The sequence below is a fragment of the Actinomyces johnsonii genome, assembly GCF_006546835.1.
Taxonomy (GTDB): domain Bacteria; phylum Actinomycetota; class Actinomycetes; order Actinomycetales; family Actinomycetaceae; genus Actinomyces; species Actinomyces johnsonii.
The window spans coordinates 87,076-100,031 of the sequence record NZ_VICB01000019.1 but is presented as its reverse complement, the minus strand read 5'-3'; the positions used below and the strand labels follow the sequence as shown (position 1 = coordinate 100,031).

13 protein-coding genes are annotated in these 12,956 nt (G+C 67.2%); 4 read left to right on the top strand and 9 right to left on the bottom strand.

From position 1 onward, the window contains the following. Positions 1–75 precede the first annotated feature (75 nt). Positions 76–1,059 (top strand): type I pantothenate kinase, encoded by a 984-nt coding sequence (gene coaA / locus FK256_RS11250; RefSeq protein ID WP_141424807.1) that lies wholly within the window; start codon positions 76–78, stop codon positions 1,057–1,059. A 62-nt stretch (positions 1,060–1,121) separates the two neighbouring features. After that, the gene (locus tag FK256_RS11245) at positions 1,122–2,144 is read left to right on the top strand and encodes a ketopantoate reductase family protein (protein WP_244936390.1); all 1,023 of its coding nucleotides are present in this window, start codon (positions 1,122–1,124) and stop codon (positions 2,142–2,144) included. 76 nt (positions 2,145–2,220) lie between these two features. On the opposite strand, the gene FK256_RS11240 is transcribed toward FK256_RS11245, so the two are convergent. The 3 genes from FK256_RS11240 to FK256_RS11230 form a co-directional block, all read right to left on the bottom strand. After that, positions 2,221–2,712, bottom strand: coding sequence for a hypothetical protein (locus FK256_RS11240; protein ID WP_049939528.1), 492 nt, complete (start codon positions 2,710–2,712; stop codon positions 2,221–2,223). Next, entirely contained in the window at positions 2,709–3,098 is a 390-nt protein-coding gene (locus FK256_RS11235; RefSeq protein ID WP_009233295.1) for a helix-turn-helix domain-containing protein, read from the bottom strand. Before FK256_RS11235 ends, FK256_RS11240 begins: the two co-directional genes overlap by 4 nt. A gap of 95 nt (positions 3,099–3,193) precedes the next feature. Then, a complete protein-coding gene (locus tag FK256_RS11230; RefSeq protein ID WP_141424806.1) occupies positions 3,194–3,673 on the bottom strand; it encodes a hypothetical protein in 480 nt (159 codons plus the stop codon). Positions 3,674–3,872: 199 nt separating this feature from the next. Between FK256_RS11230 and FK256_RS11225 the strand changes: the two genes are divergently transcribed. Further along, positions 3,873–4,910 (top strand): daunorubicin/doxorubicin resistance ABC transporter ATP-binding protein DrrA, encoded by a 1,038-nt coding sequence (locus tag FK256_RS11225; RefSeq protein ID WP_009233293.1) that lies wholly within the window; start codon positions 3,873–3,875, stop codon positions 4,908–4,910. Next, complete coding sequence (locus FK256_RS11220) at positions 4,907–5,743, top strand: ABC transporter permease (protein WP_009233292.1); 837 nt, start codon at positions 4,907–4,909, stop codon at positions 5,741–5,743. Before FK256_RS11225 ends, FK256_RS11220 begins: the two co-directional genes overlap by 4 nt. Before the next feature lie 16 nt (positions 5,744–5,759). Here FK256_RS11220 and FK256_RS11215 read toward each other — a convergent pair whose 3' ends face one another. From FK256_RS11215 to rplM, 6 genes are all read right to left on the bottom strand, one after another. Continuing rightward, complete coding sequence (locus FK256_RS11215; RefSeq protein WP_141424805.1) at positions 5,760–8,957, bottom strand: ATP-binding protein; 3,198 nt, start codon at positions 8,955–8,957, stop codon at positions 5,760–5,762. A 98-nt stretch (positions 8,958–9,055) separates the two neighbouring features. Then, on the bottom strand, positions 9,056–9,517 hold the full coding sequence (locus FK256_RS11210) for a hypothetical protein (protein WP_075412819.1): 462 nt from the start codon (positions 9,515–9,517) through the stop codon (positions 9,056–9,058). After that, the gene (locus FK256_RS14890) at positions 9,514–9,903 is read right to left on the bottom strand and encodes a DUF7718 family protein (RefSeq protein ID WP_425321591.1); all 390 of its coding nucleotides are present in this window, start codon (positions 9,901–9,903) and stop codon (positions 9,514–9,516) included. Before FK256_RS14890 ends, FK256_RS11210 begins: the two co-directional genes overlap by 4 nt. Positions 9,904–10,132: 229 nt before the next feature. Next, complete coding sequence (glmM, locus tag FK256_RS11205) at positions 10,133–11,494, bottom strand: phosphoglucosamine mutase (RefSeq protein WP_021607674.1); 1,362 nt, start codon at positions 11,492–11,494, stop codon at positions 10,133–10,135. 293 nt (positions 11,495–11,787) lie between these two features. Then, positions 11,788–12,282 (bottom strand): 30S ribosomal protein S9, encoded by a 495-nt coding sequence (gene rpsI / locus FK256_RS11200; RefSeq protein ID WP_009233287.1) that lies wholly within the window; start codon positions 12,280–12,282, stop codon positions 11,788–11,790. Positions 12,283–12,325: 43 nt separating this feature from the next. Further along, the gene (gene rplM / locus FK256_RS11195; RefSeq protein ID WP_009233286.1) at positions 12,326–12,769 is read right to left on the bottom strand and encodes a 50S ribosomal protein L13; all 444 of its coding nucleotides are present in this window, start codon (positions 12,767–12,769) and stop codon (positions 12,326–12,328) included. Positions 12,770–12,956: the final 187 nt, after the last annotated feature.

The following is a 12,956-nucleotide window of genomic DNA, read 5'->3' as shown; positions in this document are numbered from 1 at the left end:
CGTCTCGATTGATATGTCTCCGAGTCCTCTTCGTCTCCCGGGGATTATCCGACAAGCACCTCTTTTTGCGACACTGTGTCGGTGACCTCCGAGCTGAGTGACCCGAGCGACCCGGGTATCCCGGACGCCTCGCCCTATATCAAGCTGGACCGCGACCAGTGGTCCGCTCTGGCATCCTCGGCACCGCTGCCACTGACCCAGGCCGATGTCGAGAAGCTGCGGGGGTTGGGCGACCCCATCGACCTGGCCGAGGTGGACGCCGTCTATCGTCCCCTGACCGCCCTGCTGGAGGACTACATCGCCACCTCCCGCGAGCGCGCGCACCGCACCGGCACCTTCCTGGGCGTGGACGAGCCCCCCACACCCTTCGTCATCGCGGTGGCCGGATCGGTCGCCGTCGGCAAGTCGACGACGGCGCGCCTCATCGCCCACCTGCTTAGCCGTTTTCCGGACACACCTCACGTGGACCTGGTGACCACCGACGGCTTCCTGCTGCCCAATCGGGTCCTCGAGAAGCGTGGCCTCATGGCCCGCAAGGGCTTCCCCGAGTCCTACGACCGCCGTTCGCTGCTGGACTTCGTAGCCGCCGTGAAGTCCGGCAGCGAGCGCGTCCAGGCGCCGGTCTACTCCCACACGGTCTACGACATCGTGCCGGGACGGCACGTCACGGTGGAGCGCCCCGACGTCCTGGTCCTGGAAGGGCTCAACGTCCTCCAACCCGCCCCGCGGGGGACGCGGCTGGGGGCCTCGGCCCTGGCGGTGAGCGACTTCATCGACTTCTCGATCTACGTCGACGCCGACCCGGGCGACATCCGCCGCTGGTACCTGGACCGGTTCCTCACCCTCAAGCACACGGCCTTCACCCAGCCGGGCTCCTACTTCCGGCGCTTCGCCGAGATCCCCGACGACGTGGCCCTGGCTGGGGCGAACGAGATCTGGGAGAGCGTCAACCTGGTTAACCTGCGTGAGAACATCGCCCCCACCCGGGGCCGAGCCACCCTGGTCCTGACCAAGGACTCCGAGCACCGCATGAGCCGGGTCCTGCTGCGCAAGTCCTGAGCGCCCCTCCCTGAAGCCACCGTGAAGGCGGTCTGAAACCGGAGGGCAGCAGACTCAAGGTCATGACAGCACAGGAGACACGCACGGCTCCGATGAGCATCCTCGTCGTCGGCCTCGGAGTCATCGGGACAACCTACGGATACCTTTTTCAGAAGGCCGGTCACCACGTCGAGCACCTGGTGCGACAAAGCAGTACGAGGGCCTCAGTCAGCTCGCTCGAGGTCGAGATCCTCGATGGCAGGCGTGACCCGAAAGGCTCGCTGTCCCAGGACCAGTACACCGTTCACCACCGGGGACACACGAGCTACGACCTCATCGTGGTCTCGGTGCCGCAGGGCAGGATCGCCGAGGCAATGGCCGACCTCCATACGGGTGGGATCGAGGGACCTGTGCTTCTGTTCTGCGGGTTCTGGGGAGAACGCGAGGAGCTCGACCGTTTAATGGCCGGCCGCGGTGTCCTTCTGGGGTACCCGGTGGCGGGCGGGAGCATCACGAGGAACCGACTCGCCTGCTGCGTCTTCGACCACGCCATGCTGGAGCGGCGCGACAAAGCCCGTTTCCCGGGCTACGAGAGGGTGGAGGCGCTGTTCAGCTCCTGCGGCATCAGCCTCGAGCGCCCCCATGACATGCTCGAGTGGATCTGGCTGCATATGGCGATCAACGCCGGCGTCGGCGCCGTCGCGGGGATGTACGGCGACGTCGAGGACACGACGCGCACCGCCGAGCAGCTCATGGGCTCTTCCAGAATGCTCGCCCGGGTGGTTAAAGCAATCCGGGAGACCTCGAGGATCGTGGCTTCGCGCGGTGTTGATCTGAGGCGCTACCGCGGCGAGCTGCTCGCCTACCGGCTGCCGACGGCCGTCTCCGCGCCCCTCATGAAACGCATGTTTGCCAGGAATCTCCTCACGCGCCGGATCATGACGCTGCACGGCAATACCGACGACCTGCTGTTCGTCTGCAGAACTGTTTATGAGCAGGGTCGGGCCAGCAGGATTCCCGCCCCCGTCTTCTACGAGAGCTACGAGGCGGCCCGCGACAAGGCCGCCCGCCGCGGCTCCGGCACCACCGACATCGCCCGACTTTGAAAGGCCGTCGTCCGAAACGGGTGCCTCGCCGGATGGGGTAGCCGCCTAATGACGCAATCGCTCACTCATCAAATCACTACTCATCGTTCGTGGTACGACCGGTCTGCCCAGCAGGAGACGGATAGGTGACATCCGGCATGTCCCCAGGGATATCGATGCACCCCGCGCTCCCAGGACAAAGTGCCGACACTGTACGTGCAGCCGCTGAGACATGATCCCACAGGACACGTGCAGCCCAAGGGCCGTAGCGCTGCGCGACAGCAGTGAGATCTTCTCGCATCGCGGTCTCGTCAACTTCATCGTCAGAAGCAGCGAACACCATACTGGCGGTAGCGCCGACGAACCATTCACCAGCGCCGACGGCAAGATCACCGACGAGAGCGTGGATCGGAGCAGTTTCCTCCGGCGCCATCTGCACTTCAATCGGGCTGATGCGCCACTGAACAAAGTCCTCCTCTATGTCCTGTGGCTGACAGATGACACGGAAGGTCTGAAGCTGCAGGACGGTGGCCGATCGCAGCGAGAAGCGTTGATCGCTCGTCTCGTCAGAACTCGGCGCGGACATCATGCCCCCACCAGCTTGCCCGTGGATACTCGTCGCGCCGCTTCCGTAGAGGACGAGGCCCACCTGTATTCAGGCATACCTGCGTTGCAGGCGGCACGACGAACGTCATGCTCACCGACAGCAATCACCTCGTGGCGGATGAGCGCGCCCACTGCCTTGGCATAGCGACGCACTGTGGACAGGTGAGCATCCGAGTGGCCTGACTCGAACCGGGAGACGGATGCCTGACTGGTGCCCATAGTGCGCGCAACGTCAGCCTGAGTCATACCGCTGCGGTCGCGCACGGCGACGAGATCACGGACCAACGCATGGTCGGCAGCGACCAGGCTGCGCGCATGCTTGTGTCCAGGGGCGTCTGGGTCCTCGCCGAGAAGCTCGTAGATGTCCATGTCTCTCACCGCCTTGTGGGATATATCAGTAGCGACATACTAGTCTCTGCTTCGATCCTGCGGGGAGCGCATCGTTGCATCTCACACCACCTCATTCACGGCGTCTGCGCCCAGGACTCGAAACGCCTCTGAGCTTCGGCAATGTGCTCGTCCTGCTCCTCCAATCCGCGCTTTCCGCCTCGCTTGTGGCGGAAGCTGAGCGAGAGCAGCAGACGATCCTCATCATCCGGTTCAGTGAAGTACAGCCGTAGATGGCGCTGCTCTCCGTCGAGGTTGACGGTCAGTTCCAGGCGCGCCTCGAGTACGTCATGCGCGCTCTGAGCCTTGCAGACGATGCCCTTGCTATAGGTGGTGTCGAAGTTGAGACGGCCGGCTTCTGCATCCCGGAGCAGCTGCTGGACCTCGGCCAGGAGCATCTGCCACTCGTCTTCACTGATGTTGCGTGCCCGTAGCTCACTCATTTCCTTGGTCAGATAGGGGCGCCCACGGTTATCGACAGCGTTCTTCCAGTACCCACCACAACGACACGAACGAGCCCCGTAGCCGTAGACCTTGTGGTGGAGAAGGGCGGTCATCGTGACCACACTCGCGACGAGAACGTTGTCATCGGGACTCCTCGGGGTGCTGTGGAGTGACTCATGAGGATATTAGCCCTACCGCCCGACCCGACAGCGTCATCAAACCGAGCACGGACGCAGCCCCGTCTCAGGCCGTGAAACCCGACGGCGTCGAGATGAAGCCGCTGTGAAACCGCCGGGGGCCAGCCTTGCCGGCATGACATCGCGAACAGCAACCAGAGCACCTTCACCATCCCAGTCCCCGGCGATCAAGACCGATGGCCTGACGCGGACCTTCGGCTCCTTCACCGCCGTCGACTCCCTGAATCTGGAGATTCCCGCCGGCATCGTCTACGGCCTGCTCGGCCCCAACGGAGCCGGCAAGTCGACGGCGCTGCGCATGATCACCACCCTGCTGGCGCCCACCCGCGGTCGGGCGACGGTCCTGGGGCACGACGTCGTCCGCGAGCGCCATGCCGTACGCAGCCTCATCGGGGTCACGGGCCAGTACGCAAGCGTCGATGAGATGCTCACCGGGGTGGAGAACCTGCGGCTCTTCGGGCGTCTGCTGGGACTTGGCCGACGTCGGGCGCGTGAACGGGCCGACGAGCTGCTGGCCGCCTTCAGCCTGACCGAGGCGGGCGGCAAGCGGGTGAACAGTTACTCCGGTGGGATGCGGCGTCGGCTGGACCTGGCCGTCTCCCTCATCGCCCAGCCCCCGCTCATCTTCCTGGATGAGCCCACCACCGGCCTGGACCCGCGCACGCGTGAGCAGATGTGGGACGTCATCCGCTCCCTGGTGGAGGGCGGCTCGACGATCCTGTTGACCACCCAGTACCTGGAGGAGGCCGACCGCCTGGCCCATCGGGTCGGCATCATCGACACCGGACGGCTCATCGCCGAGGGCACTCCCGATGAACTCAAGGACCGGGTGGGCAACAGCTCACTCGTCCTGACCCCGACGACCCCCGAGGACCAGGCCGCCACCGCCGCGATCATCGAGCGGGTGACCGGTCACGCTCCGGCGGTCGTCGACCAAGGTACTCATCTGCAGACACCGCTGAGCGAGGCGTCGGTGGCCACCGAGGTGCTCGTAGCCCTGCGCGACGCCGACCTGTCCCCCAGAACCGTCTCGGTGGACCGCCCCAGCATGGACTCGGTCTTCATGGCCCTGACCGACCGTCCCCGAGACAACGAGGCGCCCTCGCCCACTTCCCCATCCGCCCGTCCTTCAGACGTCAAGGAGCAGTCATGACCGCCCCAGCAGCAGCCGCAACCACCTCGACCAGTACCGCCCTCTCCCCCGCCGTCTCCCGTTTCAGCGAGGCACGGCTCGTCCCGGACACCCTCGCCATGGCCTGGCGCTCGCTGATCACCATGGTGCGCAACCCCGGGGAGTTCTACGACATCCTCATCCAGCCGGTGATGTTCACCGTCCTGTTCGGCGAGCTCTTCGGCGGCGCCATCGCCGGCGACGTCAAGGCCTATCTGCCCACGATCGTCCCGGGGCTCATCATCATGAATGCCCTGACCACGAGCCAGAGCGTGGGCGTGGACCTGCGCGAGGACATGGACAAGGGCGTCTTCGACCGCTTCCGCACCATGCCGATGTCCCGTATCGCGCCGGTCCTGGGCCCGATGGTCTCCGACGTGCTGCGCTACCTCATCTGCACCTCGCTGACCGTGCTCACCGGCTACGTCCTGGGCTACCGGCCTGAGAACGGCTGGTCGGGGACGGTCGGCGCCATCGCCCTGGCGGCGGGCTGCGCCTGGGCCATCGCCTGGATCTTCCTGCTGCTGGGGACGATCTTCTCCTCAGCCCAGGCGGTCACCTCCTTCACGGTAATCGTCCTGTTCCCGCTGACCTTCCTGTCCAACGCCATGGTGCCCACCTCGACGCTGCCGGGCTGGCTCAAGACCTTCGTACGCCACAACCCGGTCTCACACATCGTCGACGGCGGCCGCTACCTGCTGGACGGAACAGCGGGCTCGGCCGGGGACGTACGTGCCGCGATCATCGGCTCGCTCCTGGTCCTGGCCGTCATGGCGCCCCTGACGGTCTTTCGCTACCAGCGGCGCAACGCCTGAGCCGCATGTTGAGGACTCAGCCGACCTCGCCCGCCAGACGGCCGGCGAGGTCGGCGGCGTGAGCCACAAGCTCGCTGCAGCCCAGGGGCCGGATCCTCTCCTCGGCCTGAGCCAGCGCCCGGGCGTCGAGCCGCTCGGTGCGGCTGCGCAGGTAGTCGTGGGAAAGCAGGCGGCAGGTCTGGTTGGTGCCCACGGCCAGGGCGGTGGCGACCAGCTCGGCCCCCACTGCCCGCCGGTCGGAGCCCACGTCCTCAGCAGCCACGATGGACAGGCCGACGGCCGCGGCGAAGGCCATGATCGTAGGAATGTCGCGCTGCCGTGGAGCCGGGTCGGAGAGGATCTCACGCAGCAGGGAGGTGGCTCGGGCACGGATGGCTCGGGCATCGAGCTCGACGGCGTCGTCGGGGCTGAGCTCGACGTCGGTGACCAGGCACATGCTCAGGATGTAGAGCTCCCACTGGGAGCCGGATCCCAGGATAGAGCGCCAGTTCCCGGCATAACGCAGGCTCACGCGCTGGATGAGGGCGGCGGTGCGCGCGTTCCCACGGGTGAGCTCCAGCTCGCCGCGCACAGAACGGGCGATGAAGCGCATGGTTCCCGGCAGGTCGACGGGCTCCAGGCTCTCCAACAACCTGTCCGCAGTCTCGGGACGCGGATCGAGATAGACCGCGCAGTAGGCCCCCTCCATGTGCAGTGTTGTGTGGAAGAACTCGCCCCAGCTGGGCAGAACCCGGTCCAGGAGCACCTGGGCGCGCGAACAGGCGTCAATGACCTGGTTGTAGCGCCCCAGTGACATGAGAACCTGCAGCCGGTGGAGGTGGAGCTCGAGCAGGTGAATGCCGGCCAGGTCCGTCCTGCGGAGCCGGTCCAGAAGGGTCTCGATGGTTCTCAGTGAGGCCTGGGGGTCGCCGTCGTCCTCCTGCTGGGCGGCCAGGCAGCGGGTCGCCGCCCAAGCGACCCAGGGGTCGGCGTCGTCTATCAGTTCGGGCCACTGCGCGTCGCTCGCGCGCAGGAAGCGCCTCACTCGGGAGAACGGCCCCTCGCCGTCGAAGGAGGCCGGCAGGAGTGAGCGGACTTGTGCGGGCACGTGGCTCAGGAGTCCGAAGAGGGTGACGCACAGGGCCAGGACGCTCAGGCCGGCCTCGTTCCCACGCGGGTCCTGGGCCGGTTGCGCGGCGGGACCGATGAGGCGCGTTCCGTAGTCGGCGATGCGCTCATAGCTCCAGGTGACGCTCCACAGTCGCATGAGTGCGGCGCCGATGAGGCAGATCGCGTCACGCAGGTCCGCCGGCAGGCGATCCGAGCCGTAATCATCGGCCTGTGCCAGAAGCCGGTCGAGCTGCTGAAGGATGGCGGCCTCATTGTGGGCGATCTCCTGGAAGAGGCGGTCGTGGTGGCGCGACTCAGGGTGACTGGCGTCGCCGAAGTCGCCGGCGTCGATGGGGAAGCGGATCTGGGAACACACGTCCACTGCCCACTCGTGCAGGGCCGCCCGGGCCGCGGCCTCGTCGCCGGAGGCGGATAGCTGTTCCAGGGCGAAGTCGCGGACGGTGACGAGCATGTGGAAACGGGGCAGGCCGCGGTCGCGCACCACGAGCAGGGAGTGGGAGACCAGGGCATCGAGGAGGTCGGCGGCCTGCGCACCGACGAGCGCCTCCACGGCGGCGAGGGTGAAGCCGTCGGCGAGCAGGGCCAGGCGCGCCATGGCGCGGCGCTCGGCGGGGTCGAGTAGGTTCCAGGACCACTCGATGACCGCTCTCAGGGTGCGCTGACGGGCCGGCACGTCACGTGCGGCGGTGAGCAGATCGGGTCTGCCGGGCAGCCGCTCGGCGATCTGGCCGACCGACAGGCTGCGGGTGCGCGCGGCGGCCAGCTCGATGGCCAGGGGAATGCCGTCCAGCCGGGAGAGAAGGTCGTCCAGGTCCTCATCGTCGATGACTTGACCGGGACGGGCGGCCAGAGCGCGGGCGCGGAAGAGCTCGGCCGCCGAGACGGAATCGAGCGGTTCGAGGCGGTGGACGTGCTCCGCGGCCAGGTCGAGGGGGCGGCGCGAGGTCGCCAGGACGCGCAGGTCGGGGCAGGCGCCCAGGAGCGGCCCGACGAGGTCGGCGACCTGGTCGGCCAGGTGCTCGCAGTTGTCCAGGACCAGGACGGTTCCGGGCTGGGCGAGGGCGGCGGCCAGGGCGCGGCGCGGGTCACCGTCGGCCGCTCCGGGGCCTCCGACGGCGTCGAGCAGGACTCTGATCAGATCGGCTCCGGGGGATACCTCGGCGAGGGCGACGACGTAGACGGCGGGGCGGCGGCAGCGGGCCGCCACCACCTGGGCCAGGGTCGTCTTGCCGACCCCGCCGGGACCGGTGAGCGTCACCAGCCGGCGGGTGCTCAGGGCCTTGAGAACACCGGTCACATCCGCCTCCCGCCCCAGGAAATGCTCAGGCTCGGGCTCCAGGCCGCGGCGTACAGGGCTTTCAGCGGCTAGAACGGCCTCGTGGGCGGCGCGCAGGGCGGGTCCCGGCACAGCTCCCCGATCGCGCAGCCGGCGACGGTACTGCTCATAGATCTCCAGGGCGACCGCAGGTGAGCGAGACCATGACTCGGCGCGCATGAGAGCAGCCAGGACGGTCTCGTCACCAGCATCGCGCCCGGCGGCCTCGCGCAACAGCTCCGCGGCCCGCTCGTGCTCACCAGTTGCCTCCAGGGCGAGCCCCCGGTCGCAGCGGGCCGCCTCGGCCAGGGCAACGGCTCGCTCCCGCAGGCGGGATAGAGGAGAGGGTCCGACTCCGACGGCATCGTCGGCCTCGCAGTGAGCGGGCACATGGGGCAAGGAACCGGTGAGGTCCAAAACCTGGTCCCACTGCCCCTCAACGGCACGGGTGCGGGCCCGCTCCGCCCGGTCCGCCAGGTCGCAGGCATCGATCTGCGCCGTCGGCAGTGCCAGCCGGTACCCGTCGCCGATGCGCTCGACGACGTCCTCCCCCACCGCCGCCCGAACCCGGGAGACGACGACGTGCAGCGCCCGTAGGGGCCGGGCCGGGACGTCGTCGGGCCACAGGGCCTCAATGAGGGAGCCGTCGCTCACCCGGGCTTGCGGGCTCGCGGCCAACACGGCAAGCAGATCGAGGGTCTTCCCGCTCAGGACCATGCCGCGCCAGGTCGGCGGATCTGTCAAGAGAGCCAAGCGGTACGGGGAGGTCACGGGCCTATTCTCCCCCATCGCCGTGAGGCGGTGTTCCAGCGGTCAAGATAGGCCGCGAGGCCCACCACCATCATGACAGCGCGCCGACGTCGAGAGCTTCAAGTGAGACTCAGGTGTTAGGAAGCAGCAAACGCTTTGGATGACATGCGCTTGAGCAGGGCAGACACGTCCGGGACGTCATCGTGATGACCATCGTCAGAAAGAGTAAAACGTTGAGCCTTCATCGTATCCATCACAGCGCCGATGGACGATGTGTGGCCCTGAGGCCCGGTACCCAGCGTCACCCCATCGGCAGTGCCCCACCCTTCGGGGGCCTGCCTTGAAGGCATCTCCCACCTGAAAAAGCCGAAGCGCTTGCTGCCCTGACGGTCGGGGAAGAACACGGCGACTATCGTGTCAGCACCGTGGTCGAGGTGATCGGCGATCACGGAGTCGATGGGCTCGGACTCAGGGACCGCAAGGATCCTGGTGTCATTGAGATAGTGGTTGCGCCTGAACAACTCCCGCCCCTGAGTCGTACCGAGGAAGAGCCCCACAGCGCGCGCCGCGTCACGCCGCGTCGTCTTGGTGTCACTCATCTCTGCCAGCTCCTGAAGTGCTGTTCCATCCAATCGATTACCTGCTTGTATAACTCGTCGTAAGACGCCCCCAGTATGGCATGGTCGTTCCTCCCTAGTACTTCTTGGATGGGACGGGTCTCACGGTCTCGGTCCCGATGGTATTGGTGAGAGTGGATGCAACCATGACGTGTGTCAATCCGAAACACAGGCTGCCAGTCATCATCCGGGCCGGAGCGCCACTCGTGCTGGAGCGCATAGTCAACCACTCGCCCTCTGTAGGTCCTCAGCCGTATGACTATTCGGTGGCACCCTGGCCCGGAGATCGGGCCAACATCGATCGGGTAGGTTTCGTCCTCACATACGTGGATCGGCGGAGGACGGTATCCGCCATCGGGCAACTCCATGCTCGCTCCGCTCGATTTGATAGACGCTTTATCCCAAAAGTTATATCAGAAGTAGATCGGCAATAACATTGAGGCTGAGGCATAGCCGTCGACCACTACACGGCTACGACGTGTGCCAGCAGTCCCAGAAGGTTCAATACCTTGTGCCCCGCCCATAGGTTCTGGGCGGGGCACATAGGTTGGACATAATGGCCTTCTTCTGAAGGCCGACGAGAAACCTTCCGTCAGCTCACAGACTGAGGTTGTTCTTGACGGTGTCGGCCAGGGATCGGGCCACGCGGTCGGCCTCCTCCTGAGACGCAGCCTCGACCATGACGCGCACGAGAGGCTCGGTGCCCGAGGGCCGCAGCAGGACGCGGCCGGTCTCGCCCAGCTCCTTCTCCGCGGAGGCGACAGCATCCTGCACAGACTGGTTGGTGCTGGCGGCGGCCTTGTCCACGTTCTTGACGTTGATGAGCGTCTGGGGCAGGCGGGTCACGACACTGGCGAGCTCGGCCAGAGTCTTGCCGGTGCGCTTGACGCGCGCGGCCACGCGCAGGGAGGTGAGCACGCCGTCGCCGGTGGTGGCGTGGAGGGTGTCGATGACGTGCCCGGACTGCTCGCCGCCCAGGGTGTAGCCGCCCTGGAGCATGCGCTCGAGCACGTAGCGGTCGCCCACGCCGGTCTGGACGGTGCGGATGCCGTGCTCGCGCATGGCCAGGATGAGGCCGAGGTTGCTCATGACGGTGACGACGAGAGTGTCGGAGCCGAGGGTGCCATCGGCCTTCATGCCGATGGCGAGCATGCCCATGATCTGGTCGCCGTCGACGAGCTGTCCGTCGGCGTCCACAGCCAGGCAGCGATCGGCGTCGCCGTCGTAGGCCACGCCCATGTCGGCGCCGACGGCCTTGACGTAGTTCTGCAGCTGCTCGGGATGGGTGGAGCCGCAGTTGTCGTTGATGTTGAGGCCGTCCGGGGAGGCGTTGATGACGATGACCTCGGCGCCGGAGGCTCGCAGCGCGGCCGGCCCGACGACGGAGGCGGCCCCGTTGGAGGCGTCGACGACGATGCGCAGCCCGGACAGGTCGGTGGCGGCGGAGTCGACGAGGTGGTTGATGTAGTTCTGGTCGGCAACGGTCTCGCCCTTGATGACACGGCCGACGTCGGAGCCGGTGGGGCGGTCGCTGACCTTGCCCAAGAGCGCCTCGATCTCGTCCTCGACGGAGTCGGCGAGCTTGTAGCCGCCGCGGGCGATGAACTTGATGCCGTTGTCCGGGAAGGGGTTGTGGGAGGCGGAGATCATGACGCCCAGCTCGATGTCCTGGGTGGCCGTCAGGTGGGCGATCGCCGGGGTGGGCAGGACGCCCACGCGGGTGACATCGATCCCGGAGGAGGCCAGGCCCGCGCTGATGGCGTGGTCGAGAAACTCTCCGGAGGCGCGGGTGTCGCGACCCACGATGGCACGGGGGCGGACGCTGCGCGAGCGCCGGGTGGCGGGCGAGTCCTTGGTCAGGACGCGGGCCGCGGCCTCACCGAGCTGTACGGCCAGGGTAGGCGTGAGCAGGTCGTTGGCCAGGCCGCGTACGCCGTCGGTTCCGAAGAGACGAGCCATGGAAATCCTCCTGATGGATGACGAAACAGCACCATCCTGCCACGGGCCGCCCGCTACGGGGACATGACGACCGCAGGGCGAGCAAGGTCTGATGTCCTCGGGGGCGGCTCCGCTTCAGCTCTACGCCGTCGTTGCGCCCAATCGCGCCACCGGCCGATTCCCTCCATCGAGAACGGAACCGATCGCGGCGACCCCTGACGGAACGACGATGGCGGCCGTCCCGGTGCGGGGACGGCCGCCGTCGTACGAGGCGGACGGGCGGTTCCGACCTGCCCGGCCGGTACCGCGCCGAATCAGCGCTTGGAGTACTGGGGGGCGCGACGGGCCTTGTGCAGACCGGCCTTCTTGCGCTCCACGATGCGCGAGTCACGGGAGAGGAAACCGGCCTTCTTGAGGGTGGCGCGGTTGGCCTCGCGGTCGATCTCGTTGAGGGCGCGGGCGATCCCCAGACGCAGGGCACCGGCCTGGCCGGAGACGCCGCCGCCGTTGATGCGGGCGACGACGTCGAAGCGGCCTTCGAGGTCCAGGATGGCGAAGGGCGCGCGCACGAGCTGCTGGTGCAGCTTGTTGGGGAAGTAGTCCTCCAGGGAGCGGCCGTTCAGCGTCCACTGACCGGTGCCGGGCACGAGGCGCACGCGGGCGATTGCCTCCTTGCGGCGTCCCAGACCCGAGCCGGGGGCGGTGATGGACTGGCCGCGACCCGGAGCGGACTCCTCGGTCTCGGTGGTGTAGCTGGAGGGGGCGTTCTCCTCGTCCAGCGCGTCGATGTCGACAGTGGTCTCAGCCACGATGTGTCCTTTGCTTGTCGCGAGGTGCCGAGCGCTGAAGCGCTTACTGGGCGACCTGGGTGATCTCGAACGTCTTCGGGTTCTGGGAAGCGTGCGGATGCTCGGCACCCGCGTAGACCCTGAGCTTCTTGAGCTGGGCGCGACCGAGCTTGGTGTGGGGCACCATGCCCTTGACGGCCTTCTCGACGGCGCGCTCGGGGCGGGTGGCCAGCAGGTCGCGGTAGGAGACGGCGGTCAGACCGCCTGGGTGACCGGAGTGGCGGTAGGCGAACTTCTTGTCGGCCTTGCCGTTGGTGAGGGCCACCTTGTCGGCGTTGATGATGACGACGTAGTCGCCGCAGTCCTCGTTAGGCGCGAACTGGGGCTTGTGCTTCCCACGGAGCAGGGTGGCGGCCTGGGCCGCGAGTCGACCCAGGACGACGTCGGTGGCGTCGATGACGTACCAGCTCTTCTCGACGTCGCCGGGCTTCGGTGTATACGTGCGCACGGGCGTTGCCTTCGTTTCTCTTGGCGAGTGGGCACGCCGAAGCGCTGCGAAGCGTTCGCGGTTCGGCGAGACCACCATGGTCAGGTGAGTGGTCGGAGCACAGGCGATCCGGGGCGAGTGGGACGGCACCGCGGACACGCGCACGCGTGCTGCACGACGATTGCCAACAGTACCGGCCGCCCCGCGG

Excerpts from the sequence above, each read along its gene's own strand:
- FK256_RS11245 (WP_244936390.1), top strand. The coding sequence starts at position 1,122 with ATGACAGCACAGGAGACACGCACGGCTCCGATGAGCATCCTCGTCGTC.
- FK256_RS11240 (WP_049939528.1), bottom strand. The coding sequence starts at position 2,712 with ATGATGTCCGCGCCGAGTTCTGACGAGACGAGCGATCAACGCTTCTCG.
- FK256_RS11235 (WP_009233295.1), bottom strand. The coding sequence starts at position 3,098 with ATGGACATCTACGAGCTTCTCGGCGAGGACCCAGACGCCCCTGGACAC.
- FK256_RS11230 (WP_141424806.1), bottom strand. The coding sequence starts at position 3,673 with ATGACCGCCCTTCTCCACCACAAGGTCTACGGCTACGGGGCTCGTTCG.
- FK256_RS11225 (WP_009233293.1), top strand. The coding sequence starts at position 3,873 with ATGACATCGCGAACAGCAACCAGAGCACCTTCACCATCCCAGTCCCCG.
- FK256_RS11220 (WP_009233292.1), top strand. The coding sequence starts at position 4,907 with ATGACCGCCCCAGCAGCAGCCGCAACCACCTCGACCAGTACCGCCCTC.
- FK256_RS11215 (WP_141424805.1), bottom strand. The coding sequence starts at position 8,957 with ATGGGGGAGAATAGGCCCGTGACCTCCCCGTACCGCTTGGCTCTCTTG.
- FK256_RS11210 (WP_075412819.1), bottom strand. The coding sequence starts at position 9,517 with ATGAGTGACACCAAGACGACGCGGCGTGACGCGGCGCGCGCTGTGGGG.
- FK256_RS14890 (WP_425321591.1), bottom strand. The coding sequence starts at position 9,903 with ATGGAGTTGCCCGATGGCGGATACCGTCCTCCGCCGATCCACGTATGT.
- glmM (WP_021607674.1), bottom strand. The coding sequence starts at position 11,494 with ATGGCTCGTCTCTTCGGAACCGACGGCGTACGCGGCCTGGCCAACGAC.